Genomic DNA, 26,214 nt, shown 5'->3' with positions numbered 1-26,214 from the left:
GCCCTACATCTGAACTTCGATCAGCCGCGGCCCGGGCTCGGCGACCGCTTCGGCCAGCGCCTTGTTGAATTCGTCGGCATTGGTGACGGCGCGGCCTGGCACGCCCATGCCCTTGGCCAGCGCCACGAAATCGAGCGTCGGACGGTCGAGCCTGAGCATGTCGTTGGCGCGCTGGCCGGGCTCGCCCGCGCCGACATTGTCGAACTCGCCGCGCAGGATCTGGTAGATGCGGTTGGCGAACACGATGGTGACGATGTCGAGGTTCTCGCGCGCCTGCGTCCACAGCGACTGGATCGTGTACATCGCGCTGCCGTCGCCGACCATGGTGATCACCTTGCGATCCGGGCAGGCGATCGCAGCGCCGATCGACAGTGGCGTGGAGAAGCCGATCGAGCCGCCCATGTTCTGGAGCCAGTCGTGCGGGGCGGCGGCCGCCGTCGGCGGGAAGAAGCCGCGGCCGGTGGTCAGGGATTCGTCGACCATGATCGCGTTCTCGGGGATCGCACAGGCGATCGCCTGCGCGATCGAGGCGAAGTTGAGCGCGCCGGTCGGCTTGACCAGTTCCTGCAAAGCCTGCGGCTTGACGTCCTTGGTGCTGGCCTTCACGGCACCGGCGAGCGCCTCCAGCGCCGCGACCGAGTTCTCGCCCCAGGAGGTCATGCGATGCACCTCGCAGCCCTGGGGCTTGAGCATGCTCGGCTTGTTCGGATAGGCGAAGAAGGCCACGGGATCGTCGGACTCGACCAGCACGATGTGACGGAACTTTGCCAGCATCGGCAGGGCCTGATCGATCACGTAGTGGATGCGGTCGATCGAGAAGCGGCCGCGGCCGCGCGCCATCTTCGGGCGGAACGTCGGGCCCATCACGGTGCAGCCGGTCTTGCCGGCAATGCGCTCGGCAAGCGCCAGGCCCTGCTCGCTCAGCGCGCTCCCGGTCATCAGGAGCAGCGTGCCCTCGCCGTCACCATGCAGGACCTTGGCGGCCTGCTCGACCGCCTGCGGCGAATAGCTCGCGCGTTGCTGCTCGGCCGGAACCTCGGCGACGCCGTCGGCCTCGTTCCAGGCGGTGTCGGCGGGCAGGATCAGGGTCGCGATCTGAGGCGGTGCGCTCTTGGCGGCCGCAATGGCAGCGGCACCGTCGGCGGCGACCGATTTGGCATCCGGCGAGGTGCGGACCCAGGACGACATCGGCCGGGCCAGGCCCTCGATGTCGGAGGTCAGCGGCGCGTTGTAGCCGATATGGTAGACGGCGTGCTGGCCGACGATGTTGACGATGCCGGAATTCGCCTTCTTGGCATTGTGCAGATTGGCAAGGCCGTTGGCGAGGCCGGGACCCAGATGCAGCAGCGTCGAGGCCGGCGTGCCCTTCATGCGGAAATAGCCGTCGGCGGCGCCCGTCACCACGCCTTCGAACAGGCCGAGCACGCAGCGCATGCCCGGCACGCGGTCGAGCGCTGCGACAAAATGCATCTCGGAGGTGCCGGGGTTGGTGAAGCAGACGTCCACCCCACCCTTGACCATCGTCCGCACCAGGCTTTCCGCACCGTTCATCCCAAAGCTCCCGTAGCCGGCCATATCCAGATATCCGCCCGATCAATCATTGTTCGCGCGTCCCGTCAAAGCAATAGCCGCCAGCGCCGCCCTGCCCCGCGCGACGATGCGCCGGTTTGGCTAATGGATTTCGGCAAATTGTGGTTGCCGATTTGGTAACGACGATCGTCGAGCATGGCATGCCTCACGGGCCCGTGGCTTGCGGAATCCCTGCAAATATGGCCTGTGGCGTACATTGAATCGATTTCTTTCTGGGGAAGACAATGATCCGGTTTTTTGCCGCGCCGATTGCCGCCATCGCACTGCTGTCGGCCACGGCGGGCGGCACGTTCGCCGAAGAGTTCGACACGCGCGACATCATGGGCGGCGGCCCGAACTTCTTCCGTTCCGGCGCAAATCCCGTTCCCCGCACCACCGTCATGTACAACGGCAACTACGCCCCCGGCACGGTCGTGGTGAACACCAGGGAGCGCCGGCTCTATCTGGTGCTCCAGAACGGCCAGGCGCTGCGCTACGGCATCGGCGTCGGCCGCGACGGCTTCCGCTGGGGCGGGGTCCACAAGATCACCGGCAAGAGGGAATGGCCGGACTGGACGCCGCCGTCGCAGATGCTGGCCCGCCGGCCCGATCTGCCGCGCCACATGAAGGGCGGCGTCGACAATCCGCTCGGTGCGCGCGCGATGTACCTGGGCTCGACGCTGTACCGCATCCACGGCTCCAACGAGCCGGAGACGATCGGACAGGCCGTGTCCTCCGGCTGCTTCCGCATGACCAATGACGACGTCACCGATCTCTATAGCCGTGTCTCGGTCGGCACCACCGTGGTGGTGCTGAACAACTAGCCGAACAGCCGCAGCGGGAACCCGCAGGGCGCGTGAATTTGTGGACTTGTGTGCGCGGCGTGAATACGGCAGCGTCGGGCAACGATGAGTGCATTGACTCCGTCCTCGCCCGCCCTTCGCTTCGCCCTGCTGGCGCTCGCCGCGCTCACATTGGTGCCTGACACCGCCCCCATGGCTGCCGCAGGCGAACTGGCCGCGATCTCCTCGCGTCAGCGCGCCGAGAAGAAGAGCTTCACCGACGGCGAGATCGTCGAAGGCTTCCTGAAGACGGCATTCGGCGCCGAATATCATCTCGCCGGCCGCGTCGACCGCATCCGCAAGTTCGACGGGCCGGTCCGCGTGTTCGCCGAGAGCGAGCGCGCCGACCGCAAGATGCAGCTCGCAAAGGTCGTGGCCGACATCGGCAAGCGCGTGCAGCATCTCGACATCGCCATGATCGACAACAACGAAGCCGCGAACGTCCGGGTGAAGCTGGTGCGCGACCGCGATCTCTTCCGCACCATCACGAGCTTCTACGGCGCGGAGAAGGCGCGCGAGATCCGCACCTCGCTCGACCCGCAATGCCTGTCCGGCTTCCGCAAGAACGAGAATTTCGAGATCGAGCATTCCGACGTCATCCTCACCGTGGACAACGGCGATTTCGTCTTCCTCGACTGCGCCTATGAGGAGCTCCTGCAATCGCTCGGGCCCATCAACGATACCGCGAGCGTGCCGTGGACCATGTTCAACGACAACGTCTCGATGGGCTATTTCGACGTCTACGACCAGTACATCCTCAACCTGCTGTACGATCCCCGCATCAAGGCCGGCATGACCGTGGCTGACGTCAAGGCGGTGCTGCCCGCCGTGCTCACGGATGTGCGCGCCTGGGTGAAGCGGGTGAATGACCTGAAGGAGTGAGGTCGTTCTTACCCTCCCCTGGAGGGCAGGGCTATCGCATATGAGATGTCGCTATGGGCACCGGCTGTCTCCACAGCGTCATGGCCGGGCTTGTCCCGGCCATCCACGCCTTTACACGCGGCACAAAGAACGTGGATGCCCGGGACAAGCCCGGGCATGACGACCTCTGCAAAATTCAAATGCGATTGCCCTGCCCCTCCAGGGGAGGGTAAGCACGGCGCCCGCTCCGACCTATTGCACCAGATCAGCCACAGCCGTCGCAGCCTTCAGCCCAGTGCCGGTGAGGACCGCCACCGTGGTCTCGGTCGGCTTGATCGCACCTTCGGCTGCGAGCTTGTCCAGCGCGGCCGCCGCGCTGGCGCTGGTCGGCTCGGCGAACAGGCCCTGACGCGCGAGACGGCGCAAGGCGGCGACGATCTCATTCTCGGTGAGCGCAACGGTGCCACCGCCGCTCTCGCGCAAGGCGCCGATGATCTCGCGCAGGCGCAGCGGATGCTTGATCGCCGTGCCTTCGGCGATGGTCTTGTGCACCTCGCGCGCGACGGGCGTATCGACACCGGCCTTGAAGCTCGCATCGATCGGCGAGCAATTCAGCGGCTGCGCCGCGAACAGGCGCGGCAGCTTCGATATCTGCCCGGCCTTCAACAGCTCGCGGAAGCCGAAGGCGCAGCCGAGCAGGCTGCTGCCGGCGCCGACGGGAACGATGACGTTGTCGGGTGCGCGGAAGCCGAGGTCTTCCCAGATCTCATAGGCGAGCGATTTGGTGCCTTCGAGGAAGAACGGCTGCCAATTGTGGCTGGCGTAGAAGGTCTGGCTCGACTGGCGGATGGCTTCGGCTTCCAACTCCTCGCGCGGGCCTTCGACGAGTTGCACCTCGGCGCCATAGGCCCGCACCTGCGCGATCTTGGCCGGCGACGTGGACGCGGGCGCGAGGATCTTCACGCGCATGCCGCCGGCGGCGCCCAGCCCTGCCATCGACGAGCCGCCATTGCCCGACGAGTCCTCCAGAATGGCATCGACACCGATCTGCCGCAGGAAGGAGAGCATCACGGAAGAGCCGCGGTCCTTGAAGCTGCCGGTCGGGTTGAACCATTCGAGCTTGAAGAAGGGCCGCAGATCACCCCAACCTTGCTGGATCAGCGGCGTGCAGCCCTCGCCGAGCGAGATCGGATTGGCGATCTCGACCGGCAATGCCGCGCGGTAGCGCCAAAGCGACCGCGTCCGGCCATCGATGTCCTCGCGCGAGACGCCGGCACCCGGCGTCACCAGCAGCGGCGTGCGCTCGTCCGAGCACCAGCGCGGCGGGTCCAGCGGATAGAGTTTTCCGTTGCGAGGGTCGATGTAGCTGGCGGCGGGCATTGGGGTCTCCAAGACAAGGACGATTCTACGATCGGAACGGATGACACGTTTAGTCCGGGATTCGACGCTGGCCGAGCGAAACGACACACATCCCCTTGAAAACATGAAAAGTATAAATACTTCAATTCCTTAAGCCGACCCCGCCGGCAGTGCCGCGCGCTCGGTCAGCGCGAGCGCCCGGCGCGCAAGGCGAATTCTGCAGGCCCGTTGATGACGGGAATTTGGTCGCAAACGGCCCTGCTCGCCCGGCACGATTAACTTGTCTGTCGTCGCCGGCCGCTACAATATGTTGGATTGAGCTTGCGCCGCCGCTGTTCCTGTCAGGCAACGCAAGCGAGCCAGGCCCGTCCGAGCGGCGGGCCGTTGGCTTTTTGGGAGCCTGGACATGAGCCGCGCCAATCGCACCGACCACATCCGCCTCACCTCCCATCCGGAGCCGGGCAGGAAGGCCGCGTTTCCGATCCATTGGGGCGCCGCCGATGCGCGCGCCCGCGGACCGATCGTCGGCACGGTGTCGCGCGCCGGGGATCGCAACGTGATCGGCAGCCATGGCGGGTCCTATGCGATGTACCGCGCACTCGCCGTCTCCGCCGGCGCGCTCGATCCGATTCGCAGGCCCGATCTCACCAACACGTTTCCCGCCGCGACCATCGGGCCATTCCCGCAATGGAGCGATCCCACAAAAATCGTCGCGCTCGATCCCTGGGGACATCTCGTCGCCGAGAATTTCCGCCAGGAGATCGCCGAAGGCGCCGATATCCGCCCGAGCATCGCGGTGACGCGGGCGCGGCTCGACCTGCCGGAGATACGTGAGGCGCTGGCCGCAAAGCGGCTGCGCGCCGACGGCGAGGTCGTGCATGCCAATGGCAGCGTCTCCGTGGTGAAGATCGCGATCGATCCGGTCTGGTACCTGCCGGGGCTTGCCGCGCGCTTCGGCACCGGCGAGACCGAGCTACGGCGTACGCTGTTCGAGCAGACCGCCGGCATGTTCCCGGAACTGGTGACGCGGCCGGACATGAAAGTGTTCCTGCCGCCGATCGGCGGCACAACCGTCTACGTGTTCGGCGACGTCACCAAGCTGCCGGACCATCGCACCAGGATCACCTGCCGCGTGCATGACGAGTGCAACGGCTCCGACGTGTTCGGCTCCGACATCTGCACCTGCCGGCCCTATCTGATCCACGGCATCGAGGAATCCGCGCGCGGCGCGCAGGAGGGCGGGCTCGGGCTCGTCGTCTACAACCGCAAAGAGGGTCGCGCACTCGGCGAGGTCACGAAATTCCTGGTCTACAACGCGCGCAAGCGCCAGGAGGACGGCGATGCGGCGGCCGCCTATTTCGAGCGCACCGAGTGCGTCGCCGGCGTCCAGGATGCACGCTTCCAGCAATTGATGCCGGATACGATCCACTGGCTGGGCCTCAAGCGCATCGACCGCTTCCTGTCGATGAGCGACATGAAATACGACGCGCTGACCTCGCAGGGCATCGACATCGTCGAGCGCGTGCCGATCCCGCCGGAGCTGATTCCGGCCGACGCCTATGTCGAGATCGCCGCGAAGAAGGCCGCCGGTTACTACTCGGCCGACCTCGCGCCGGAGAAGGACGTGAACGGCGTGGTCGGACGCTCGCTGGAAAAATACTGATCGCATGATGGCGGACGCCCTGGAACTGCAGGCACGCTCGCTGCTCACCGCAAAGGCGGTGCGCGCGCGGGCGGGGCAGATGCTCGATCTCGGCCTCGCCGGCGGGCTCTCGCACTTCACGATCGATCTCGACCGCATGGATGGCGTCGCGGAGGCGGTGCTTGCGGTCACGCGCAAAGCCTATCCGACGCTGGATGTCCCCTTCCACGCGCGGTGGCGGCACTTTGTGCTTGGCGGCGTCGACCGTTGGGCGCGGCTTGCAGATGCTGCGTCCTGGCCGGATCGCGCCGCGCGGGCGCGCGCGGAGTTCGATCTTGCGATCGTCAGCGTGCTGCTCGATGCCGGCGCGGGCGCTGCATGGCGATACCGCGACGCCGTGACCGGCGAAGCCATCGGCCGCTCCGAGGGACTTGCGATCGCAAGCCTCGACATGTTCGCGGGCGGCCTCTTCTCGCGCGATGCGCGTGCGCCATTCAGGGCCGATGCGGATGTGCTCGCAATGCTGCCGCCCGCCGCACTCACCTCCGCCTTTCAGGCGAGCGACGCCAATCCGCTGCTCGGCCTCGAAGGCCGCACCGATCTGCTGCAACGACTGGGCAAGCTGGTGACAGAGCGTGCGGACGTGTTCGGCCTGCACGACACGCCGCGGCCGGGCGGCCTGTTCGATCACATCGCGGCGCAGGCGGATGGCGGCGCCATTGCCGCGCCCGCGATCCTGTCCGCCGTGCTGAACCAGCTCGGTCCGATCTGGCCGTCGCGGCTCGAGCTTGCAGGAATCCCGCTCGGCGATTGCTGGCGTCACCCCGCCATCACGGCGGACGACGCAACCGCGGGACTCGTGCCCTTGCACAAGCTGTCGCAATGGCTGAGCTATTCGCTGATCGAGCCGCTCCAGCGCGCGGGCTTTGACATCACCGACATCGACGGCCTCACGGGGCTTGCCGAATACCGCAACGGCGGCCTGTTCGTCGACCACGAGGTGCTGCGCCTGCGGGATCCCACCGATGCCGCGCGCGCTCATGCGGTGGATTCGCTGCTCGTCGTGGAGTGGCGCGCGCTGACGGTCGCGCTGCTGGATCGTCTTGCCGAACTGGTTCGCGCAAAGCTTGGCCGCACGCCTGAAACCTTGCCGCTTGCGAGCATTCTCGAAGGCGGCACCTGGTCTGCCGGCCGCGCCATCGCGTTTGCGCGCCGCCCCGATGGTTCGCCTCCGCTCAAGGTGATCAGCGACGGCACGGTTTTCTAGAGCATGGACAAAGATTTGCGACCACCCGCGTCATTGCGAGCGCAGCGAAGCAATCCAGAATCTTTCCGCAGCGGGACTCTGGATTGCTTCGCTGCGCTCGCAATGACGACTCGATGAGTTTCAGGAGCATCCGATCATGGAAGGCGTCACGATCGTCGATCATCCCTTGGTACAGCACAAGCTGACGCTGGTGCGGGACAAGTCCATCTCGACCAAGTCGTTCCGCGAGCTGATCAAGGAGATCGGCATGCTCTTGTGCTACGAGGTGACACGCGACCTGCCGCTCACTGACACCGTCATCGAGACGCCGCTGGCGACGATGCACTCGGCCAAGATCGCCGGCAAGAAGCTCGTGTTCGTACCGATGCTGCGCGCCGGCACCACCTTCGTCGACGGCATGATGGATCTGGTGCCGACCGCGCGCGTCGCGCATATCGGGCTCTACCGCGAGCCGCACAGCTTTGCCGCTGTGGAATATTTCTTCAAATCGCCGTCCGATCTCAGCGAGCGTCTGGCGATCGTGGTGACGCCGGTGGTCGCCACCGCCAACACTGCCGTCGCCGCCATCGACCGGCTGAAGGAGCGCGGCGCCAGGGACATCCGCCTCGCCTGCCTGATCGCCGCACCGGAAGGCCTCGAACGGCTGCGCGGTCTGCATCCGGACGTGCCGATCTGGACGGCGGCGGTGGACGAAGGTCTGGACGAGAACGGGTTCATCCTGCCGGGCCTCGGCGATGCCGGCGACCGCGCTTACGGGACGCGGTAAGCGCTGCACGCACCTATATTGTTCGAGCATGATCTTTTCGGAATACCGCTGCACCCTTTTCCGGGTCATGCCTTAGGAACAGCTTCCATCGCGCGATGTTCTCCTGCATTGCGATGGAGAGCACGATGACCTATCAGGATGACGACCGCAGGGCCGACAGAGCACGCCGCAACAGCCCGGTCGGCTGGGCGGTCGGCGCGATCTTCGTGATCGCCGTGGTCGCGACCGTCTTCTTCTACAATGGGCGCCAAGTGGGGCCACAGACCACGACCTCCGATCCGAATACGGCGCCGAACGTCACCACCGGATCGAATCCACCTGCTGCACCTGCGAAGTGATGCGCTGAGCGCGGGCCGTCACACCTTCCCGCTGCCGCAAATGCCCTTCAGCGCCTGCCACTCCCTGTCGGTCAGCAGCGGCGGGCCGCTGGCGGGACGATCCTCTTTCGTCATGCGCGCGAGGCGGTCCTCGGTCAGCGGGTGGCTGGCGAGGATCGTGGTGAGACCGGAACCGCGCTCCTTTCCGGTGATGCGGAACATCAATTCGGCCGCGGGTTTCGGCGAGCGGCCGAGCTTGTGCATGATCTCGATGGCGAAGGTGTCGGCGCCGGTCTCGGCCTCGCGCGAATAGGAAGCCTCGACCAGGCTGCGCGAAGCGAAGATCACGGCCGAGGAGCCGGTGACGTCGCCGAACAACAGGCCGATCAGGAACGAGGTGCCGCCGTTGTAGATCAGGCCGCGCATGTTGTCGTAATGCTTGAGATGGCCGAGCTCGTGGGCGAGGATGCCTGCAAGCTCGTCGGGGTTTTCAGCCTTGTCGAGCAGGCCCTTCAGCACGAACACCTTGCCGCCGGGCAGCGCGAAGGCATTCGGCAGCGAAGTCGGCAGCACGCCCGCCGTCATGGCGTCGTCGAGGCCGGCGGCATCACGCAAGCGGTTGACGAGCTTGGTGAACGCAGCCTTGCCCGCGGCGTCTTCGCAGACGCTGCGGCCGAAGATCGTTTTCATCTGCACTTCGGCGGCATCGCCGATGCGCCGTTCGACCGGTTTCGGCACCAGCGGTGCGAGACGATCGGCGGCAAGCGGCACGCCAAACAAGACGACGCAGACGATGGAGACGGCGGCAGCCACCGACCAGCCGACAATCTTTGCGACACCGCGGCGCGTGGTCCGGTGCTCGTCGAGATGCATGCAGCGCGCGGTCACATCTGCCGCCAGCATTGCGTCGCGGATCTCGAGCCGCGCCAGCGGCGGTGCGGACGTCGCGGCCAGGCGCAGGATCCCGGGGGGACTGTCGGCGCGACGAATTTCGGCATAGGCCCAGCGAAGGGGCGTCCCACCCTCTTCGCATATCTCGAGCGCATCGCCGAGCGTCACCGTCACCTGCCGCTTGCGGCTGGACACGCCGTCGAAGAAGACGGTCGGCCTGGCGGACTGCGCCGGCGCTTGCGCGAACACGTCACTCACAGCTCAAAATCCCGCAACATCGAGTCCGTCGGCAAAGCCTTCGCCGAGCGCGCTGGCAAGCTGACCGCTGCCACGCACATCCGCCGCGGCCGCGATGTCGTGCACCTCGACGGTTTCCAGCACCTTGGCCCAGAGATCGCGCTGGAGATAGACCCTCATGACGATATTGACAGCAAGCGCGACGGCGAAATAGCCGATGACCATCATTGCCACCACCGGGATACTCTTCGCGCCATCGCCAGGCTCGAATACCTGATCGACTGGCACGCCGGTGAGCTGCACGACAAGCAAGGTACCGCCGACCATATAGGCACCGAAAGCGGCCGAGAGCAGCGTCCACCAGCCGATCACCTTCCAGTACAGGCCATAGAAGGCGTCATGAGGCAGGTTCGAGGACAGGCTGACGCCGCCGATGCGGATGCCGTCGAGCCACCAGCGCCATTCGCGCGCCTTGAACTCCGCGTAGAAGAACGGTGCGAGCGGGAAGATCACGAGCGCGACCGGGCTGAGCAGCCACAGCCACCAGCCGCGCTTGAAGAAGGTCCAGCCGTCGCCTTCGAAGTGGCCGGAGAGATCGCCATAATGGGTGTGCTGCATCTTGTAGCGTTCGAGCGCAGCTGCGCGCCACGGCAGCGCCAGGCCGAGCGTCAGGAACACGAGCAAGCCCCACAGCATGGCGCGGAGCGAATAGGCCCAGCCCGAGCCATCCATCCAGAACCGCACGCCGCGCCAGACCGTGCGCGTCAGTCGGTAGCGCCGCGCACGAAAAATCGCGAATTGGCCGAACGCGTAGAAGCCGATGAACAGCGGCAACGAGGCGAAGCCCTGCCAGCGCTCGAACTCGATGCCAATCAGAAAATACGCGAGGTAGATCGGCACCAGGATCGCCAGCGCGACCAGGAAGCCGATCAAGAGCTCCTTGGCCCGTCCGGTGTATTCGGCGGCGTCGCCGTCGATCGCGGTGTGCGTCCACAGATGGCGGCGAATGTCGGTGACCAGCCAGAACCGGTAGAAACCGAAGGTGACGAGCTCCAGCATGGCACCCTTGGTGACCATTCTGCGGAACTCGGAGCGGTTGCCGGAGAAATCGCCCCGCGTGGGCGGCAGCGGCGGCGGCAAGGGTTCGGAGCCAATGGGGCTCCATTGCATGTCGTTCACGGCAGCAACCTCGGGGTGCGACTCTGTTGCAGTCAAACTATAGATCAGAGGTTGGTCGATCCCCAATATTGGCGGGTTCGATTTAGCTCGATTTCGTCGGCTTCTTGCACGATTCTCCACCGCGCCGCGTGCGGGAGATCACGTTCGCGTGGCGGCCCTCCGACGCTCTCGTGAAGGTTGGATGTGGCAAAACTCTCCCTTGCTCCGACGCGGACAACCGGCTGTAATTGCAAATCAAATACCGCAGCGCAGAATTCAACGAGAACGCGCGGTTCAGGTCAGGGAGAACGGTCATGCATGGGACCATCGAGAGCGCGGCCAAGCTCGACGCACTTCGCGCGCGCGCCACGTCACTGCCGCTGGAGCAATTCGATCCGGGCGACCCCGAATTGTTCAGGACGGATACGTTCTGGCCCTATTTCGACCGGCTGCGCCGGGAAGATCCCGTGCATTACTGCAAGGACTCGATGTTCGGGCCGTATTGGTCGATATCGCGCTACAACGACATCATGGAGATCGAGACCAACCATGCGGTGTTCTCCTCGGCCTCCGCGCTCGGCGGCATCACCATCCGCGACATCGATCCGGATTTGCGCCGCGAGAGCTTCATCTCGATGGACCCGCCGCGCCACGCGGCCCAGCGCAAGACCGTGGCGCCGATGTTCACGCCGACGCACCTGGACAATCTCGCGATCAACATCCGCAAGCGCTCGGCCGAATGCCTGGACAACCTGCCGCGCGGCGAGGTGTTCGACTGGGTCGACCGCGTCTCGATCGAGCTGACAACGCAGATGCTGGCGGTGCTGTTCGACTTCCCCTGGGAGGACCGCCGCAAGCTGACGCGCTGGTCGGACATCGCCACCACCATTCCCGGCCCCGATGGCCTCGTCGCGACCGAGGACGAGCGGATGGCCGAGCTGACGGAATGTGCGGCCTATTTCTCGCGCCTCTGGAAGGAGCGCATCGAACAGCCGCCGAAGAGCGATCTCTTGTCGATGATGGCGCATAGTGCCGCCACACGCGACATGGACGCCAGGAACTTCCTCGGCAATCTCATCCTTTTGATCGTCGGCGGCAACGACACCACCCGCAACACCATGTCCGGCTCGATCTACGCGCTGAGCCAGCATCCGGAGCAATACCGCAAGCTGCGCGAAAACCCTGATCTGCTCGACAGCTTCGTGCCCGAGGTCATCCGCTGGCAGACGCCGCTCGCGCATATGCGGCGCACGGCGCTCTCCGACTTCGAATTCCGCGGCAAGCAGATCAAGAAGGGTGACAAGGTCGTGATGTGGTACGTCTCGGGCAACCGCGACGAGGAGGCGATCGAAAAGCCCTATGATTTCATCATCGACCGCGCCCGCCCACGCACGCATCTCTCCTTCGGCTTCGGCATCCACCGCTGCGTGGGCTTGCGGCTTGCCGAACTCCAGCTCAAGATTATTTGGGAAGAAATTCTCAAGCGTTTCGACCATATTGATGTGGTCGGCGAGCCCAGGCGGGTTTATTCGAGCTTCGTGAAGGGTCTCGAGACGTTGCCGGTGAAGATTGCGGCGTAGATTCGCAGTAAGATGAACTTGAACTACATCCACTCGGATGCTGCGTCCCCTCCCCGCTTGCGGGGGAGGGTCGGGGAGAGGGTGCCTCGACAACGAAGGCTCCCCAGGAAGAAAGAGCCCTCACCCGGCGCTCCGCGCCGACCTCTCCCGCCAGCGGGAGAGGTTAGAAACCAACACTGGAGCTAACACCATGAACATCCAAGCGCCGGTTAAAGTGGACAAGGCCGAACGCATGCGCAGGGCGCGCGAGGAGGCCTATGCGACGCCGCTTTCGCAATACCACCCCGGCGCCCCCAGGCTGTTCCAGGACGACACGCTGTGGCCGTGGTTCGAGCGGCTGCGCAAGGAAGAGCCGGTGCACTACTGCACCAACGCGCCGATCGAGCCCTACTGGTCGGTGGTGAAGTACGACGACATCATGCATGTCGACACCAATCACGGCATCTTCTCTTCGGATTCGAAGCTCGGCGGCATCTCGATCCGGGACGTGCCGGAAGGCTACGACTATCCAAGCTTCATCGCGATGGACCAGCCCCGGCATTCGGCGCAGCGCAAGACCGTGTCGCCGATGTTCACGCCTCAGCATCTGGACGAGCTGGCAAAACTGATCCGCCAGCGCTCGCAGACCGTGCTCGACAATCTGCCGCGCAACGAGACCTTCAACTTCGTCGAGCGCGTCTCAATCGAGCTGACGACGCAGATGCTGGCGACGCTGTTCGACTTCCCGTGGGAAGAGCGTCGCAAGCTGACGCGCTGGTCCGACGTCTCGACCGCTCTGCCCAAGAGCGGCATCGTCGCATCGGCCGAGGAGCGCCGCCGCGAGATGGACGAATGCTACGCCTACATGTCGAAGCTGTGGAACGAGCGCGTCAACTCCGCGCCGCGCAACGACTTGTTGTCGCTGATGGCGCACAATGAGGCCACGCGCCACATGGACCCCGACAACCTCATGGGCAACATCATCCTGCTCATCGTCGGCGGCAACGACACCACGCGCAACACCATGACCGGATCGGTGCTGGCGCTGAACGAGAACCCCGAGCAGTACGACAAGCTCCGTGCCGATCCGGCCCTGATCGATTCCATGGTGCCGGAGGTGATCCGCTGGCAGACGCCGCTGGCGCATATGCGGCGCACCGCATTGCAGGACACCGAAATCGGCGGCAAGCACATCAAGAAGGGCGACCGCGTCGTGATGTGGTACGTCTCCGGCAATCGCGACGAGGAGATGTTCGAGAAGCCGAACGAGTTCATGATCGACCGCCCGCGGCCGCGCACCCACCTCTCCTTCGGCTTCGGCATCCACCGCTGCGTCGGCATGCGCCTCGCCGAATTGCAGCTGCGGATCGTCTGGGAGGAGATGCTCAAGCGGTTCGACCGCATCGAGGTGGTCGGCGAGCCGAAGCGGATCTATTCCAGCTTCATCAAGGGATATGAGACGCTGCCGGTGAGGATTCCGGGGTAGGCGGAGTGCCTTGAGCCAAAGCGCCTCCTCCAAACTCTGCTGTCATTCCCCGCGAAGGCGGGGAAGCCAGTACGCCGCGGCTTCTCGGTTCTAGCCGTGCGGGCCTCTGGAATACTGGATTGCCCGCCTTCGCGGGCAATGACACCGAGTGTGGGGCTGGGAGCACACCGCCCCTAACGCTCCGCTATCACACGTCCCCGGCTATAAAATTCCGGCATGACAGATCGCGCCAGATGCGAAGGCAAGACGGCGCCTGACTGTTCTACGACACGAGCGCATCTAACTCAATTTGATGTCCCACAGGCCTTCCTTGCGGCAGGCGGCGACTTCCTCGCGCAGGAGGGCGGTGATGGCGAGCGAGGCCGTCGAGGCCGGGCGATCGATCGGAGAGGCAAAGATGAGCTCGCGCGTCATCGGCTTGGATACGGGCGCGGTTTCAAGCCGCCCGTCCGCGACCTCGCCGTGGACCGACGAAGGCGGCAGCAGCGCGAAGCCGAGGCCCTCCTCGACGAGGCTGGTCAGCACGCGGAAGGAATCCGCCTCGAGCTGGACGTTGAGCTTGATCCTGCGCTGGGCCGCTGCGTGCTCGATCAGCGCGCGGAGGCCGTGGGAATGACTGGGCAGCACCAGGCGCTGGCGCAGCAGCCAGCCGATGTCGACGCTCTTCTTGCGCGCCAGCCCACAGCCGCGCGGGCCGACCGCGACGATGTTGTCGCGCCCCAGGCTCTGCACATTGAGATGCAGATCGGCCGAGCGGCCGTAGAGGATGGCGAGATCCATCTCGCCGCGATGCAGCCATTCGACCAGATGGCCGCTGTAGCTCTCGACGATGCGCAGCGAGATGCCGGGAAACTTTTCGACGCAGCGCCGCGCAAAGCGCGCCGACAGCACGCAGCTCACGGTCGGAACCAGGCCGAGCACGACCTGGCCCGACGGCGGCCCCTTGGCCGACTGGATGTCGTCGCGGATCTGGTCGATCTGCCGCACGATGCCGGAGGTGCGCGCGAGCAGAAGCCGGCCGGCCTCGGTCAGCACCATGCCGCGACCGTTGCGGGTGAACAGATCGGTGCGCAGCTCGTGTTCGAGGAGCTTGATCTGCCGGCTGAGCGCCGGCTGCGCCACGCGCAGCGTGTCGGAGGCCTTGGAGAGGCTGCCGAGCTCCGCCACGCAACTGAAGGTTCTGAGCTGCCGGAAATCCATGCTTGCCAATCCTGGAAGGCTACTCCATACGCTATAGCAAATGAGCATAGGGGGCTGGCGTTGTTTTCACAACGCCAGGGGATTGGCCGGCGTTATCTTAACTGCCGCTACGAACAGGAAACGCCATGAGTCAAGAACACCACACCGAGGATCACGCCGACATTCGCGAAGCCGTCGCAAAGCTCTGCGCGCAGTTTCCCGGCGAATACTGGCGCAAGCTCGATCGCGAGATGGCCTATCCCAAGGCGTTCGTGGATGCACTGACCGAGGCCGGTTATCTCTCGGTGCTGATCCCCGAGGAATATGGCGGCGCGGGCCTGAAGCTATCTGCGGCCGCCGCGATCCTCGAAGAGATCCAGCGCGCGGGCTGCAACGGCGGCGGCTGCCACGCCCAGATGTACACGATGGGCACGGTGCTGCGGCACGGCAATGCCGAGCAGAAGGCCAAATATCTGCCGAAGATCGCGAGCGGCGAACTGCGGCTGCAGGCGTTCGGCGTCACCGAGCCGACCAGCGGCACCGACACCTCCTCGCTGAAGACCTTCGCGCGCAAGGACGGCAACGACAGCTATGTCGTCAACGGCCAGAAGATCTGGACCAGCCGTGCCGAGCATTCCGATCTGATGATCCTGCTGGCGCGCACCACGCCGAAGGATCAGGTCAAGAAGCGCACGGACGGCCTTTCGGTGTTCATCGTCGACATGCGCGAGGCGAAGAACAACGGCCTCGAGATCCGCCCGATCCGCACCATGATGAACCACGCCACCACGGAAGTGTTCTTCACCGACATGAAGGTGCCGGCCGAGAACCTGATCGGCGAGGAAGGCAAGGGCTTTCGCTACATCCTCTCGGGCATGAATGCCGAGCGCATCCTGATCGCGGCCGAATGCGTCGGCGACGCCAAGTGGTTCATCGCCAAGGCCACCAACTACGCCAAGGAGCGCAGCGTTTTCGGCCGGCCGATCGGCCAGAACCAGGGCATCCAGTTCCCGATCGCCAAGGCCTACGCCTCGATGCGGGCGGCCGAGCTGATGGTGAAGGAAGCGACGCGCAAATACGAGGCCGGCCTCGACTGCGGCGCGGAGGCCAACATGGCCAAGATGCTGGCGGCCGATGCGTCCTGGGAAGCGGCCAATGCCTGCATCCAGACCCATGGCGGCTTCGGCTTCGCCGAGGAATACGACGTCGAGCGCAAGTTCCGCGAGACGCGCCTCTACCAGGTGGCACCGATCTCGACCAACCTCGTGCTGTCCTTCGTCGCCGAGCACGTGCTCGGCATGCCGCGCTCGTACTGAGGCGGCCATCATGGGAGCACTTGACGGGATCAGGGTGATTGCGGTCGAGCAGGCGGTCGCGGCGCCGTTCTGTTCCTCGCGTTTGGCCGATGCCGGCGCGGAGGTGATCAAGATCGAGCGGCCCGAAGGCGATTTCGCCCGCGGCTATGACGCAGCCGCCAAGGGCCAGAGCAGCTATTTCGTGTGGCTGAACCGCGGCAAGCAGTCGGCCGTGGTCGATCTCGCAACGAAAGAAGGCTGCGCCGAGCTGGAGAAGCTGATCGCGAGCGCCGACGTGCTGATCCAGAACCTCAAGCCCGGCTCGATGGACAAGCTCGGCTTCTCGCGCGAGCGTTTGCTCAGGGACTATCCGAAGCTGATCTCGTGCACCATCACCGGCTACGGCGACGAGGGCCCCTACGCGCACCGCAAGGCCTATGATCTCCTGATCCAGGCCGAGAGCGGGCTCGCTTCGATCACGGGCAATCCCGACGGCGCTTCGCGCGTCGGCATGTCGATCGTCGACGTCGCGACCGGCGCCACCGCCCACGCGGCGATCCTGGAAGCGCTGATCGCGCGCGGGCGCACCGGCAAGGGCGCCGATATCCGCATCTCCATGTTCGACGTGATGGCCGACTGGTGCACCGTGCCGCTGCTCAACTCCGAAGCCGGCAATCCGCCCAAGCGCATGGGCCTCCGCCATCCCTCGATCGCTCCTTACGGCGTGTTCACCTCGAAGGACGGCAAGGACATCCTGATCTCGATCCAGAGCGAGCGGGAGTGGAAGACGCTGTGCGCGAAGGTGCTGGACCAGCCGGACCTGCCTGCCGATCCGCGCGTCGCCAACATGGTCGAGCGCGTGCGCAACCGCGACTTCACCGACAGGACGGTCGCGGATGCCTTCGGCAAGATGACGCGCGACGAGCTGCTGAAGCGGCTGTCGGATGCCGACATTGCCTTTGCCGAGGTCAACACCATGGCCGACCTCACCAACCATCCGCATCTGCGCCGGATCGAGGTCGACACGCCGAACGGCCGCGTCAGCTATCCCGCACCGGCGCCGATCATCGTCGGCGAGACGCGGAGCTACGGCGCCGTGCCCGCGATCGGCGAAAATCCAAAGTCCAAGCAGTAAGCGAGAGCGAGGCGTCATGACCGAGAAGCTCGACATCGATCATTTGCGGCAATGGATCGGCCGCAGCACGGAGGCCACCGACATCGTCACCGCGCAGCTCGTGAAAGGCCTGCGCGCGACGCTGTTCCAGGACGTCGGCGAGCCCACGACAGGTGACGCCGCGCCGTTCACGGTGCACTGGTGCCTGGCGCAGCCGGTGTTCCCGATGTCGATGCTCGGCCCCGACGGTCACCCGACCCGCGGCGGCTTCCTGCCGCCGGTGCCTCTGCCGCGCCGGATGTGGGCCGGCGGCGAGATCGAATTCCTGCAGCCGCTTCGCGTCGGCGATGAATCGACACGGACCTCGCGCATCGCCGATGTGCAGGTCAAATCGGGCTCGACCGGCACGCTGTGCTTCGTCTCGGTCGAGCACAGCATCTCCTCGCCGCGCGGCGTTGCGATCCGCGAGCGGCAGGACATCGTCTATCGCGAGATGACGAGCAGCGCGCCTGCTGGCGGCAAGGCCCCGCCTCCGCCGCCGAAGGCGCAGCATCGCGAGACCCATGTGTCGGATCCCGTGCTGCTGTTCCGCTACTCCGCGCTCACTTTCAACGGCCACCGCATCCACTACGACCGCGACTACGTCACCAAGGTCGAGGGCTATCCGGGCCTGGTCTTCCACGGGCCGCTGCAGGCGGCGCTCATCATCGAAATGGCGGCCAAGCTTCGCGGCGGCAACGCGCCGAAGAAGTTTACCTATCGCGGCCTGCAGCCGCTGTTCGAGGGCACGGAGTTCTCCATCAACGCCAACGAGATCGAGGCGGGCATGGAGCTGTGGACCGCGAACGCGGACGGCCAGCCGACGATGAAGGGCACGGCGGTGTGGTGATGGATACACCGTCATTCCGGGGCGGTCCGCAGGACCGAACCCGGAATCTCGAGATTCCGGGTTCGCTTCGCGCCCCGGAATGACGAACCAAACAATAAGCACGCAGGGACGGAAACCATGGCCAAGAACGGCAAGACCGGCAGCAAGTCCGTCACCGTGAAGCAGGCAACGCTCGACCTGCTGCGCGCCTTTGGCATCGACAAGGTGTTCGGCAATCCCGGCTCGACCGAGCTGCCGTTCCTCAGCGACTGGCCTGACGACATCGACTACGTGCTGGCGCTGCAGGAGGCCTCCGCGGTCGGCATGGCCGACGGCTATGCGCAGGCGACGCGCAATGCCGGCTTCGTCAATCTGCATTCGGCGGCCGGCGTCGGCAATGCGCTCGGCAATATTTACACCGCGCACCGCAACCAGACGCCGCTCGTGATCACTGCGGGCCAGCAGGCGCGCTCGATCCTGCCGCTGCAGGCGTTCCTCTATGCCGAGCGCGCGTCGGAATTCCCGCGGCCCTACGTCAAATACAGCGTCGAGCCGGCGCGGCCCGAGGACGTGCCGGCCGCGATCGCGCGGGCCTACTACACCGCGATGCAGCCGCCATGCGGGCCGACCTTCGTCTCGATCCCGATCGACGACTGGGCGCATGCGGCTGCTCCCGTGGAGGCGCGCAAGGTCAGCCGGGAGATCGGTCCGGAGGCTGACGCGATGAAGGCGCTGGTTGCCGCGCTCGGCTCCGCAAAACACCCTGCCCTCGTCGTCGGCCCCGGCATCGACCGCGCCGGCGCGGTGGACCTGATGGTGCGCGTCGCCGAGAAGGCGAAGGCCAGTGTCTGGGTCAGCCCGTTCTCTGCGCGCTGCTCATTCCCCGAGCGGCATCCGCAATTTGCGGGCTTCCTGCATGCATCGCCGGCACAGCTCTCCGATGCGCTACGCGGGTACGATGTCGTCGTCGTCATCGGCGCGCCGGTATTCACCTTCCATGTCGAGGGCCATGCCGCGATCTTCGATGGCGGGGCGACCATTTTTCAGATCACCGATGATCCGGATGCCGCCGCCGTGACGCCGGTCGGCACCAGCATCATCGCGACGATGAAGCCGGCGCTGACCATGCTGCTCGAGTTGCTGCCGGAGAGCAAGCGCGCGGCGCCGAAGGGCCGCACGCTGCCGCCGGCGCCGCAAGCCGCCGATCCTCTGCCGGTTGAATTCCTGCTGCAATCGCTGTCGCAAGTGATGCCGGACGGGACGTCACTCGTCGAGGAAGTGCCCTCGCACCGGCCGGCGATGCAGAAGTTCATGCCGATGCGCGGCCAGGACAGTTTCTACACGATGTCGAGCGGCGGTCTCGGCTACTCCCTGCCCGCCGCCGTCGGCATGGCGCTCGGCAAGCCGAGCAGCCGCACCGTCTGCCTGATCGGCGACGGCTCGGCGATGTATTCGATCCAGGCGCTGTGGACCGCGGCGCAGCGCAAGCTGCCGCTCACCGTCGTCGTCATCAACAATTCCGGCTACGGCGCCATGCGTTCGTTCAGCCAGGTGATGCAGGTGAGGAACGTGCCGGGGCTGGAACTGCCGGGGATCGATTTCGTGCGGCTCGTCGAGGGCATGGGCTGCCATGCGGTGCGGGTGAGCAAGGCGGCGGAACTGGGCGAAGCGCTGAAGCGCGGCATGGCCTATGCAGGCACGAGCCTCGTCGAGGTCATCGTGGATTCAGCGGTGCCGGTGTTGTACGGGCAGAAGCACTGACGCTGCCGTAGCCCGGATGAGCGCAGCGACATCCGGGAATCGCAATCGCGAACCTCACCCGGATATCGCTGCGCTCATCCGGGCTGCGAAGCTACGACGCCAAAAATCCGCCGTCCGCCGCCAGCACATGCCCGACGATATAGGATGAGGCGTCGGACGACAGCCACACCACGGCCTCCGCCACCTCCTCCGGGCTTCCCATCCGCCGCAGCGGCAGGCCGGCGCTGACGGTTGCGACATCGCCGACGCCGGCACGCAGCATCATGTCGGTGACGACACGGCCGGGGGCGATGGCGTTGATGCGGATGCCGCGCGGAGCGTTCTCCATCGCCGCCGAGCGCGTCAGCGAGATCGCGGCGGCTTTCGAGGCCGAATAGAGCGAGAAGCCGGGATTGGGATTGCGCACGCCGCTGACGGAGGCGTTGACGACGATGCTGCCGCGGCCCTGCGCCAGCATTGCCGGCAGTTGGTGGCGCAGGCACAGGAACAGCGCGCGGACATTGGTATTGAACACGCTATCGTAGATCTCCGTGCCCTGCTCTTCCAGCGGCGCGCGGCGCTCCTGGAATCCGGCATTGTTGAAGGCAACGTCGAGGCGACCGCAGCGCTCGACCGCAGCGCGCACCAGCCGTGCGACGTCGCCCTCCTCCGTGATGTCGGTCTTGACGGGGACGGCCTCCACACCGAGCTCGCGGCACGCCGAGGCGGTGGCGTCGATCTCGGCTTCGCGCCGGCCGGCGACGAAGATCGCTTCGGCGCCTTCGGCCGCCATCCTCAGCGCCGTGGCGCGGCCGATGCCGCTGCCGCCGCCCGTGACGAGGCAGACCTTGCCCCTCATCCGCATCCCGGTTGGCAAAGTTCCGCTCATCGTCCACTCCAAAACGCTTGCGCGCGGCGTTGCGCCCATATAGTTGTATGATACAACTATATGCCGGGAGTCAAGATGGCCGAGCTTTCGCTGATCGACGACATCCGCGCCGCTTCGCGCCTGATGGTACGCGAGCTCGGCTTCATGGACACGACGGTGGCGGCATCGGATTATCCGCCCTCGGCGGTCCACGCCATCCTGGAGATCGGCATCCGCGGTCCAATGACGTCAGGCGAGCTCGGTGATTTCCTGCGTCTGGAGAAATCGAGCGTCAGCCGCATGGTGCGCAAGCTGATCGAGTGCGGTGAACTGCGGGAGACGCCGGACGAGCTTGATGCACGCAGCAAGCTGTTGTCGCTGACGGCGAAGGGCCGCCGCACGCTGGAAGCGCTGCATGCGTTCGGGCGGCAGCAGGTGCGCGGCGCGCTGGCGGCGTTGACGCCGGCCGAGCAGCGCACCGTGCGCGAGGGCATGATGCTCTATGCGCAGGCGCTGCGGGCGAGCCGGATGGCGGAGGCGCAATCGGCGGCGTGAGGCTGCCGGAGCCCCGCTTCCTCGCTCGGTGTCATCGCCCGCGAAGGCGGGCGATCCAGTATTCCAGAGACGGCTGTGGTTGAACCGATAGGCCGCGGCGTACTGGATGCCCCGCCTTCGCGTGGCATGACAGTGTCGAGTGTGGCGGTCACTTCCCGAACTCTTCCCGCATCTTCGCCTGGATCTTGGCCATGCCGCCGATCCAGCGGTCGTAGTTCTCGGTCTTCTTGCGCATATAGCCGAGCACCTGGGGGTGCGGCAGGATCAGGAACGTCTCCTGCTCGAGGCCGGCGAGCACGTCTTTCGCCACCTGCTCCGGCGTCAGGTCGCCGTCTCCGGATTGCGGACCCTTGGGGATCGAGCGCAGCATGTTGGTGTCGACGCCCTGCGGGCAGAGGATCGAGACCTTGATGTTGTCGGCCTTGTGGGAAATCGCGAGATTTTCGGCAAAACCCACCGCGGCGTGCTTGGTCGTCGAATAAGCGGGGCTCCCGACCTGCGACAGCAGACCTGCGGCCGAGATGGTGTTGAGGAAATAGCCGCCGCCGCGTGCCCTCATGCGCGGGACGAGATGCCGCGCCGCGTAGACATGGGCCATGACGTGGATCGCCCAGCTGCGCTGCCAGGGTTCATCCGAGGCGCCGCCGGCGTTTTCCGACATCGGATCGAAGCCGCCGCCGATGCCGGCATTGGAGCAGAACAGGTCGATCGGCCCGAACTGACGTTCGGTCTCCTCGATGACGTGAGCGATGTCCTTTTCCTGCGCAACGTCGCATTTGAAGGCGGCGCCATCAACCATGGCCGCGACCGCCCGCGCATTGGCGGCGTCCATGTCTGCGACCACGACCTTGGCTGCGCCCGCATGATGAAACGCCTCGCACAGCGCCTTGCCGATGCCGTTTGCGCCGCCCGTGACGACCACGACCTTGCCGGTCACCTGCATGCGACGTCTCCTCTTGTCTTCGACCGCGCTTCTTATGCCGCTTCGCGGAAAGCTTGCTCAGCTCAACACGAGGTCGAGCACCGCGGTATAATGGCATGCCGCGCCGGCCAAGACAAAGCCGTGCCAGATCGCATTCTGAAAGCGCAGCCGCCGCCAAGCGTGGAAGATCACGCCAAAGCTGTAGAGCAGGCCGCCCGCAACGATGAAGCCAAGCACCAGCGCAGGCAGCGCCCTGACCACGGCGTCGTAGAGCATCATGCCGCTCCAGCCCATCGCGAGGTAGATGCCGACCGAGACGCGGTCGAACCGGCCGGGATAGAGAAGCTTCAACACGATGCCTGATATCGCCACGCACCAGACCCCGGCGAGCAGCACCAGCGCGAACACACTGTCCTTCAGCTCCAGGATGAACGGCGTGTAGGTCGCTGCGATCAGCAGATAAATCGCGGAATGGTCGAACCGGCGCAGCAGCCATTTGGCGGGCGAGATCGGCCAGAGATTATAGGTCGCCGACAACACCAGCATCGAGAGCAGGCCGGCGACATAGATGGAGACGCCGACGATGTCGGTGGCCGTCGCATAGAGGGCCGTCAGCACCACCAGCACGGTCGCGGCGACGAGGCCGGCGAGCACGCCGATCGCGTGGATGACACCGTCGGCGATCAGCTCGGCGCGGTCGTAATTCCAGCCGATCGCGTCGGCTGCGGCGTGGACGGAGGTGGATGCGAACTCTTTCAGCTGGAAGACAGTCATGGCAATCCGCTAGGTGTGGCAGTGCCCTCTTGTATGGGTCTTTCGGGATCGGCAGTCGTTCAAGCGGCTGACTCGCCGACAAAGGCGGTGGAAGTATGGAGCTTGATTTTTCTCACGCAATTGCCACTTTTGTGAACAGTCGCACATATCTGCCCGCCGAAATCACCTAACGTTCATATGGCATTCAGTTTCCAGGATATGGTCGAAGAGGCGCGGCTGTCGGCGAGGGCGCTGATCGATTATGGCGAGCATTTCTTCAATCCTACGGTGCGGCTTGGCGTCACCGGCCTGTCGCGGGCCGGTAAGACCGTATTCATCACAGCGCTGATCCACGGGCTGACGCGCGGCGGGCGGTTTCCGGTGTTCGAAGCCTATGACTCCGGCCGGATCGCCCGAGCGCATCTGGCGCCACAGCCGGACGATGCCGTGCCGCGCTTTGCCTATGAGAACCACCTGCGCGCGCTGATCGAGGAACGGCGATGGCCGAACTCGACGGTCGACATCAGCGAGCTCAGGCTCGTCGTCGAGTACCAGCGCCCGAACGGAGCGGACCGCACGTTGACGCTCGACATCGTCGACTATCCCGGCGAATGGCTGCTCGACCTGCCGCTGCTCCAGAAAAGCTATGAGCAATGGTCGACGGAAAGTCTGGCGCTGTCGCGCGGGACACCCCGGGCGCATCTCGCGGCGCACTGGCACGCGCATCTCGCAACGCTCAAGCCCGAAGCGCGCGAGGACGAGCAGGCGACGCTGACGGCCGCAAAGCTCTTCACCGATTATCTGCGCGCGTGCCGCGAGGAGCGGTTTGCGATGAGCCTGTTGCCGCCCGGCCGCTTCCTGATGCCCGGCAATCTCGCAGGCTCCCCCGCGCTGACCTTTGCGCCACTCGATCTGCCCGCTGGCGGACAGGCACCCGACGGCTCGCTATGGGCGATGATGGTGCGCCGCTTCGAGGCCTACAAGGACGTCGTGGTGCGGCCGTTCTTCCGCGATCATTTTGCGCGGCTCGATCGCCAGATCGTGCTGGCGGACGCGCTCGCCGCATTCAACTCGGGCCCCGAGGCGCTGCACGATCTCGAAGCCGCGCTTGCCGGCATTCTCGGCTGCTTCAACATCGGCCGCAGCACCTTGCTCTCCAGCCTGTTCCGGCCGCGCATCGACCGCATCCTGTTTGCGGCGACCAAGGCGGACCATCTGCATCATTCCAGCCACGACCGGCTCGAGGCGGTACTGCGCCGCGCCGTTGCGGGCGCCGTCGCGCGCGCGGAAAATACCGGCGCGGCGATCGACGTCGTTGCGCTCGCCGCCGTCCGCGCCACGCGCGAGGCGCAGGTGGCGCGTGGCCGCGACAAATTGCCGTCGATCCTGGGCACGCCCGCCGCGGGCGAAAGCGCCGGCGGCGAGTTCTTCGACGGCAACACGGAAGTTGCGACTTTTCCGGGCGATCTGCCCGTCGATCCCGAGCCGCTGTTCAACGGCGCCGATGCGTTCCGCGGGCTCTCGACGGAGGCGGCCGAGAAAAGCGACTTCCGCTTCCTGCGCTTCCGCCCGCCCAAGCTCGAACGCGAGGGCAACGACGAGCCGGCATTGCCACACATCCGCCTCGACCGTGCCTTGCAGTTCCTGATCGGAGACAAGCTGTCATGAACGACCGATCCCAGCAGCGGCGGCCGGCGACGTTCCGGCTCGACGATCCCAGCGTCGTCGTCACCGAGGCCGACGAGACGGGACGGCTCGGTCGCGGCACGATCCAGATCACGCCGGAGGCCGATCCATCGACGCTGCCGGTGCCGGTTCAGGCCGCACTTCCGGCGCGGCGCCGCTTTCCCTGGGGCGCGCTGTTCTGGTCCGGCCTCGCCGGGCTGACGCTGCTCGGGGTCGGGCTCGGCGTCGTCCATTTGATCGAGGATTTGTTTGCGCGCAGCGAGAGCCTCGGCTTCGTCGGGCTTGCGCTTGCGTGCGTCACCGCACTTGCGCTCGCGGTGGTGATCGGACGCGAGGCGGTCGGGCTGACGCGCCTCGCAACAATCGAGAAGCTGCATCAGCGCGCGGCCGCGGTGCTCGCCAGCGACGATCGCAAGGAGAGCCGCGTCATCGTGCAGGACCTGCTGAAGATCGCGCACCAGAACCCGCAGCTGGCGCGGGCCCGCGCCACGCTGGAGAGCCAGGCCGGCGAGATCATCGACGGCGCCGACATGATCCGCCTGGCAGAGCGCGAACTGATGTCGCCGCTGGATGCGGAGGCGCGGCGGCTGGTGTCATCGGCCGCGCAAAAGGTATCGATCGTCACAGCGGTCTCCCCCCGCGCGGCGATCGACGTGCTGTTCGTGTTCGTCGCCGCGCTGCGCCTGATCCGCCAACTTGCCTATCTCTATGGCGGCCGCCCTGGCGCGCTCGGCATGATCCGCCTGCTCCGTCACGTCATCGCCCATCTCGCCATCACCGGCGGCATGGCCGCGAGCGACAGCCTGGTGCAGCAGATGCTCGGCCATGGCATCGCCGCGAAGCTTTCGCAGCGACTGGGTGAAGGCGTGCTCAATGGTTTGCTGACGGCGCGACTGGGGCTAGCTGCGATCGACGTCACGCGGCCGCTGCCGTTCGCGGCGCTGCCGCCGCCGAAACTGTCGGATCTCGCGACGGATCTGCTGCGGAAGAAGGACGACGAGGAGGCGTAGCGCGCTTCTTCCCCTCTCTACCCCTTGCGCAGGGCCGTCGCATATGAGGAAACTCGGCTGCGGCCATCCTTCGAGACGCCCGCCTCCGGCGGGCCCTCAGGATGAGGGCGGAGTGTGCAGCAGCGTTTCAAAGGACACCGCTTTGGCGAAGCCTCATCCTGAGGAGACCGCAAAGCGGTCGTCTCGAAGGACGAGGCGCTTGCTCAGGCCCGTCCGAAAAGTCATATGCGATAGCCCTGCCCCCTTGCGGGAGGAAGCAGCCCGATCTTG

At 65.7% G+C, this 26,214-nt stretch carries 23 protein-coding genes; 15 read left to right on the top strand and 8 right to left on the bottom strand.

Annotated features, from left to right (window positions below; all coding sequences use genetic code 11):
- Positions 1–3: 3 nt before the first annotated feature.
- Positions 4–1,551 carry an acetolactate synthase large subunit gene (locus ACSHT2_RS26290; protein ID WP_440637471.1) on the bottom strand — a complete coding sequence of 516 codons (1,548 nt, stop codon included), beginning with the start codon at positions 1,549–1,551 and terminating at the stop codon, positions 4–6.
- Positions 1,552–1,814: 263 nt separating this feature from the next.
- Here ACSHT2_RS26290 and ACSHT2_RS26285 point away from each other — a divergent pair, with 263 nt between their 5' ends.
- Both ACSHT2_RS26285 and ACSHT2_RS26280 read left to right on the top strand, forming a co-directional pair.
- Entirely contained in the window at positions 1,815–2,393 is a 579-nt protein-coding gene (locus tag ACSHT2_RS26285) for a L,D-transpeptidase (RefSeq protein WP_440637469.1), read from the top strand.
- 84 nt (positions 2,394–2,477) lie between these two features.
- Positions 2,478–3,293, top strand: a complete 816-nt coding sequence (locus tag ACSHT2_RS26280) for a DUF2927 domain-containing protein (RefSeq protein WP_440637467.1) — start codon at positions 2,478–2,480, stop codon at positions 3,291–3,293.
- Between the two features lie 231 nt (positions 3,294–3,524).
- Here ACSHT2_RS26280 and ACSHT2_RS26275 read toward each other — a convergent pair whose 3' ends face one another.
- Positions 3,525–4,652 (bottom strand): threonine synthase, encoded by a 1,128-nt coding sequence (locus tag ACSHT2_RS26275; protein ID WP_440637465.1) that lies wholly within the window; start codon positions 4,650–4,652, stop codon positions 3,525–3,527.
- Between the two features lie 385 nt (positions 4,653–5,037).
- On the opposite strand from ACSHT2_RS26275, the gene ACSHT2_RS26270 reads away from it, so the two are divergent.
- From ACSHT2_RS26270 to ACSHT2_RS26255, 4 genes are all read left to right on the top strand, one after another.
- Positions 5,038–6,294, top strand: a complete 1,257-nt coding sequence (locus tag ACSHT2_RS26270; RefSeq protein WP_440637463.1) for a GTP cyclohydrolase II — start codon at positions 5,038–5,040, stop codon at positions 6,292–6,294.
- Between the two features lie 7 nt (positions 6,295–6,301).
- Positions 6,302–7,540 (top strand): URC4/urg3 family protein, encoded by a 1,239-nt coding sequence (locus ACSHT2_RS26265; RefSeq protein WP_440642934.1) that lies wholly within the window; start codon positions 6,302–6,304, stop codon positions 7,538–7,540.
- A gap of 136 nt (positions 7,541–7,676) precedes the next feature.
- The gene (upp, locus tag ACSHT2_RS26260) at positions 7,677–8,306 is read left to right on the top strand and encodes a uracil phosphoribosyltransferase (protein ID WP_028134563.1); all 630 of its coding nucleotides are present in this window, start codon (positions 7,677–7,679) and stop codon (positions 8,304–8,306) included.
- Between the two features lie 125 nt (positions 8,307–8,431).
- Positions 8,432–8,644 (top strand): hypothetical protein, encoded by a 213-nt coding sequence (locus tag ACSHT2_RS26255; RefSeq protein ID WP_271527711.1) that lies wholly within the window; start codon positions 8,432–8,434, stop codon positions 8,642–8,644.
- An 18-nt stretch (positions 8,645–8,662) separates the two neighbouring features.
- Here the strand turns inward: ACSHT2_RS26255 and ACSHT2_RS26250 are convergent, their stop codons facing one another.
- Positions 8,663–9,772 carry a M48 family metallopeptidase gene (locus tag ACSHT2_RS26250; protein ID WP_440637461.1) on the bottom strand — a complete coding sequence of 370 codons (1,110 nt, stop codon included), beginning with the start codon at positions 9,770–9,772 and terminating at the stop codon, positions 8,663–8,665.
- A 3-nt stretch (positions 9,773–9,775) separates the two neighbouring features.
- Entirely contained in the window at positions 9,776–10,921 is a 1,146-nt protein-coding gene (locus tag ACSHT2_RS26245) for a YjgN family protein (RefSeq protein ID WP_440642933.1), read from the bottom strand.
- A 302-nt stretch (positions 10,922–11,223) separates the two neighbouring features.
- Here ACSHT2_RS26245 and ACSHT2_RS26240 point away from each other — a divergent pair, with 302 nt between their 5' ends.
- Entirely contained in the window at positions 11,224–12,489 is a 1,266-nt protein-coding gene (locus ACSHT2_RS26240; protein WP_440637459.1) for a cytochrome P450, read from the top strand.
- A 190-nt stretch (positions 12,490–12,679) separates the two neighbouring features.
- Positions 12,680–13,954 carry a cytochrome P450 gene (locus tag ACSHT2_RS26235; protein ID WP_440637457.1) on the top strand — a complete coding sequence of 425 codons (1,275 nt, stop codon included), beginning with the start codon at positions 12,680–12,682 and terminating at the stop codon, positions 13,952–13,954.
- A gap of 279 nt (positions 13,955–14,233) precedes the next feature.
- Here the strand turns inward: ACSHT2_RS26235 and ACSHT2_RS26230 are convergent, their stop codons facing one another.
- The gene (locus ACSHT2_RS26230; protein WP_440637455.1) at positions 14,234–15,154 is read right to left on the bottom strand and encodes a LysR substrate-binding domain-containing protein; all 921 of its coding nucleotides are present in this window, start codon (positions 15,152–15,154) and stop codon (positions 14,234–14,236) included.
- A 125-nt stretch (positions 15,155–15,279) separates the two neighbouring features.
- Between ACSHT2_RS26230 and ACSHT2_RS26225 the strand changes: the two genes are divergently transcribed.
- The 4 genes from ACSHT2_RS26225 to mdlC all read left to right on the top strand — a co-directional run bounded on the left by ACSHT2_RS26225 (position 15,280) and on the right by mdlC (position 20,171).
- Complete coding sequence (locus ACSHT2_RS26225; RefSeq protein WP_319335855.1) at positions 15,280–16,449, top strand: acyl-CoA dehydrogenase family protein; 1,170 nt, start codon at positions 15,280–15,282, stop codon at positions 16,447–16,449.
- A gap of 10 nt (positions 16,450–16,459) precedes the next feature.
- Complete coding sequence (locus tag ACSHT2_RS26220) at positions 16,460–17,563, top strand: CaiB/BaiF CoA transferase family protein (RefSeq protein ID WP_440637452.1); 1,104 nt, start codon at positions 16,460–16,462, stop codon at positions 17,561–17,563.
- 16 nt (positions 17,564–17,579) lie between these two features.
- Complete coding sequence (locus tag ACSHT2_RS26215; RefSeq protein WP_440637450.1) at positions 17,580–18,431, top strand: FAS1-like dehydratase domain-containing protein; 852 nt, start codon at positions 17,580–17,582, stop codon at positions 18,429–18,431.
- Between the two features lie 117 nt (positions 18,432–18,548).
- On the top strand, positions 18,549–20,171 hold the full coding sequence (gene mdlC / locus ACSHT2_RS26210; protein ID WP_440637448.1) for a benzoylformate decarboxylase: 1,623 nt from the start codon (positions 18,549–18,551) through the stop codon (positions 20,169–20,171).
- A 91-nt stretch (positions 20,172–20,262) separates the two neighbouring features.
- Here mdlC and ACSHT2_RS26205 read toward each other — a convergent pair whose 3' ends face one another.
- Positions 20,263–21,039, bottom strand: coding sequence for an SDR family NAD(P)-dependent oxidoreductase (locus ACSHT2_RS26205; RefSeq protein WP_440637446.1), 777 nt, complete (start codon positions 21,037–21,039; stop codon positions 20,263–20,265).
- A gap of 75 nt (positions 21,040–21,114) precedes the next feature.
- Here ACSHT2_RS26205 and ACSHT2_RS26200 point away from each other — a divergent pair, with 75 nt between their 5' ends.
- Complete coding sequence (locus tag ACSHT2_RS26200) at positions 21,115–21,573, top strand: MarR family winged helix-turn-helix transcriptional regulator (RefSeq protein WP_440637444.1); 459 nt, start codon at positions 21,115–21,117, stop codon at positions 21,571–21,573.
- A gap of 148 nt (positions 21,574–21,721) precedes the next feature.
- Here the strand turns inward: ACSHT2_RS26200 and ACSHT2_RS26195 are convergent, their stop codons facing one another.
- Complete coding sequence (locus ACSHT2_RS26195) at positions 21,722–22,516, bottom strand: SDR family oxidoreductase (RefSeq protein ID WP_440637442.1); 795 nt, start codon at positions 22,514–22,516, stop codon at positions 21,722–21,724.
- A gap of 57 nt (positions 22,517–22,573) precedes the next feature.
- Entirely contained in the window at positions 22,574–23,269 is a 696-nt protein-coding gene (trhA, locus tag ACSHT2_RS26190) for a PAQR family membrane homeostasis protein TrhA (RefSeq protein ID WP_440637440.1), read from the bottom strand.
- A 177-nt stretch (positions 23,270–23,446) separates the two neighbouring features.
- On the opposite strand from trhA, the gene ACSHT2_RS26185 reads away from it, so the two are divergent.
- On the top strand, positions 23,447–24,916 hold the full coding sequence (locus tag ACSHT2_RS26185; RefSeq protein WP_440637439.1) for a YcjX family protein: 1,470 nt from the start codon (positions 23,447–23,449) through the stop codon (positions 24,914–24,916).
- Complete coding sequence (locus ACSHT2_RS26180; RefSeq protein ID WP_440637437.1) at positions 24,913–25,944, top strand: YcjF family protein; 1,032 nt, start codon at positions 24,913–24,915, stop codon at positions 25,942–25,944. The genes ACSHT2_RS26185 and ACSHT2_RS26180 overlap by 4 nt, the downstream gene beginning before the upstream one ends.
- Positions 25,945–26,214 lie beyond the last annotated feature (270 nt).

This window comes from Bradyrhizobium sp. PUT101, assembly GCF_052043945.1.
Taxonomy (GTDB): Bacteria; Pseudomonadota; Alphaproteobacteria; order Rhizobiales; family Xanthobacteraceae; genus Bradyrhizobium.
The sequence above is the reverse complement of the archived record's forward strand: the minus strand, read 5'-3'. Positions and strand labels throughout refer to the sequence as shown.

Coding starts and splice junctions, on each gene's coding strand:
- ACSHT2_RS26290 (WP_440637471.1), bottom strand. CDS start 1,551: ATGAACGGTGCGGAAAGCCTGGTGCGGACGATGGTCAAGGGTGGGGTG.
- ACSHT2_RS26285 (WP_440637469.1), top strand. CDS start 1,815: ATGATCCGGTTTTTTGCCGCGCCGATTGCCGCCATCGCACTGCTGTCG.
- ACSHT2_RS26280 (WP_440637467.1), top strand. CDS start 2,478: ATGAGTGCATTGACTCCGTCCTCGCCCGCCCTTCGCTTCGCCCTGCTG.
- ACSHT2_RS26275 (WP_440637465.1), bottom strand. CDS start 4,652: ATGCCCGCCGCCAGCTACATCGACCCTCGCAACGGAAAACTCTATCCG.
- ACSHT2_RS26270 (WP_440637463.1), top strand. CDS start 5,038: ATGAGCCGCGCCAATCGCACCGACCACATCCGCCTCACCTCCCATCCG.
- ACSHT2_RS26265 (WP_440642934.1), top strand. CDS start 6,302: ATGGCGGACGCCCTGGAACTGCAGGCACGCTCGCTGCTCACCGCAAAG.
- upp (WP_028134563.1), top strand. CDS start 7,677: ATGGAAGGCGTCACGATCGTCGATCATCCCTTGGTACAGCACAAGCTG.
- ACSHT2_RS26255 (WP_271527711.1), top strand. CDS start 8,432: ATGACCTATCAGGATGACGACCGCAGGGCCGACAGAGCACGCCGCAAC.
- ACSHT2_RS26245 (WP_440642933.1), bottom strand. CDS start 10,921: ATGCAATGGAGCCCCATTGGCTCCGAACCCTTGCCGCCGCCGCTGCCG.
- ACSHT2_RS26240 (WP_440637459.1), top strand. CDS start 11,224: ATGCATGGGACCATCGAGAGCGCGGCCAAGCTCGACGCACTTCGCGCG.
- ACSHT2_RS26235 (WP_440637457.1), top strand. CDS start 12,680: ATGAACATCCAAGCGCCGGTTAAAGTGGACAAGGCCGAACGCATGCGC.
- ACSHT2_RS26230 (WP_440637455.1), bottom strand. CDS start 15,154: ATGGATTTCCGGCAGCTCAGAACCTTCAGTTGCGTGGCGGAGCTCGGC.
- ACSHT2_RS26225 (WP_319335855.1), top strand. CDS start 15,280: ATGAGTCAAGAACACCACACCGAGGATCACGCCGACATTCGCGAAGCC.
- ACSHT2_RS26220 (WP_440637452.1), top strand. CDS start 16,460: ATGGGAGCACTTGACGGGATCAGGGTGATTGCGGTCGAGCAGGCGGTC.
- ACSHT2_RS26215 (WP_440637450.1), top strand. CDS start 17,580: ATGACCGAGAAGCTCGACATCGATCATTTGCGGCAATGGATCGGCCGC.
- mdlC (WP_440637448.1), top strand. CDS start 18,549: ATGGCCAAGAACGGCAAGACCGGCAGCAAGTCCGTCACCGTGAAGCAG.
- ACSHT2_RS26205 (WP_440637446.1), bottom strand. CDS start 21,039: ATGAGCGGAACTTTGCCAACCGGGATGCGGATGAGGGGCAAGGTCTGC.
- ACSHT2_RS26200 (WP_440637444.1), top strand. CDS start 21,115: ATGGCCGAGCTTTCGCTGATCGACGACATCCGCGCCGCTTCGCGCCTG.
- ACSHT2_RS26195 (WP_440637442.1), bottom strand. CDS start 22,516: ATGCAGGTGACCGGCAAGGTCGTGGTCGTCACGGGCGGCGCAAACGGC.
- trhA (WP_440637440.1), bottom strand. CDS start 23,269: ATGACTGTCTTCCAGCTGAAAGAGTTCGCATCCACCTCCGTCCACGCC.
- ACSHT2_RS26185 (WP_440637439.1), top strand. CDS start 23,447: ATGGCATTCAGTTTCCAGGATATGGTCGAAGAGGCGCGGCTGTCGGCG.
- ACSHT2_RS26180 (WP_440637437.1), top strand. CDS start 24,913: ATGAACGACCGATCCCAGCAGCGGCGGCCGGCGACGTTCCGGCTCGAC.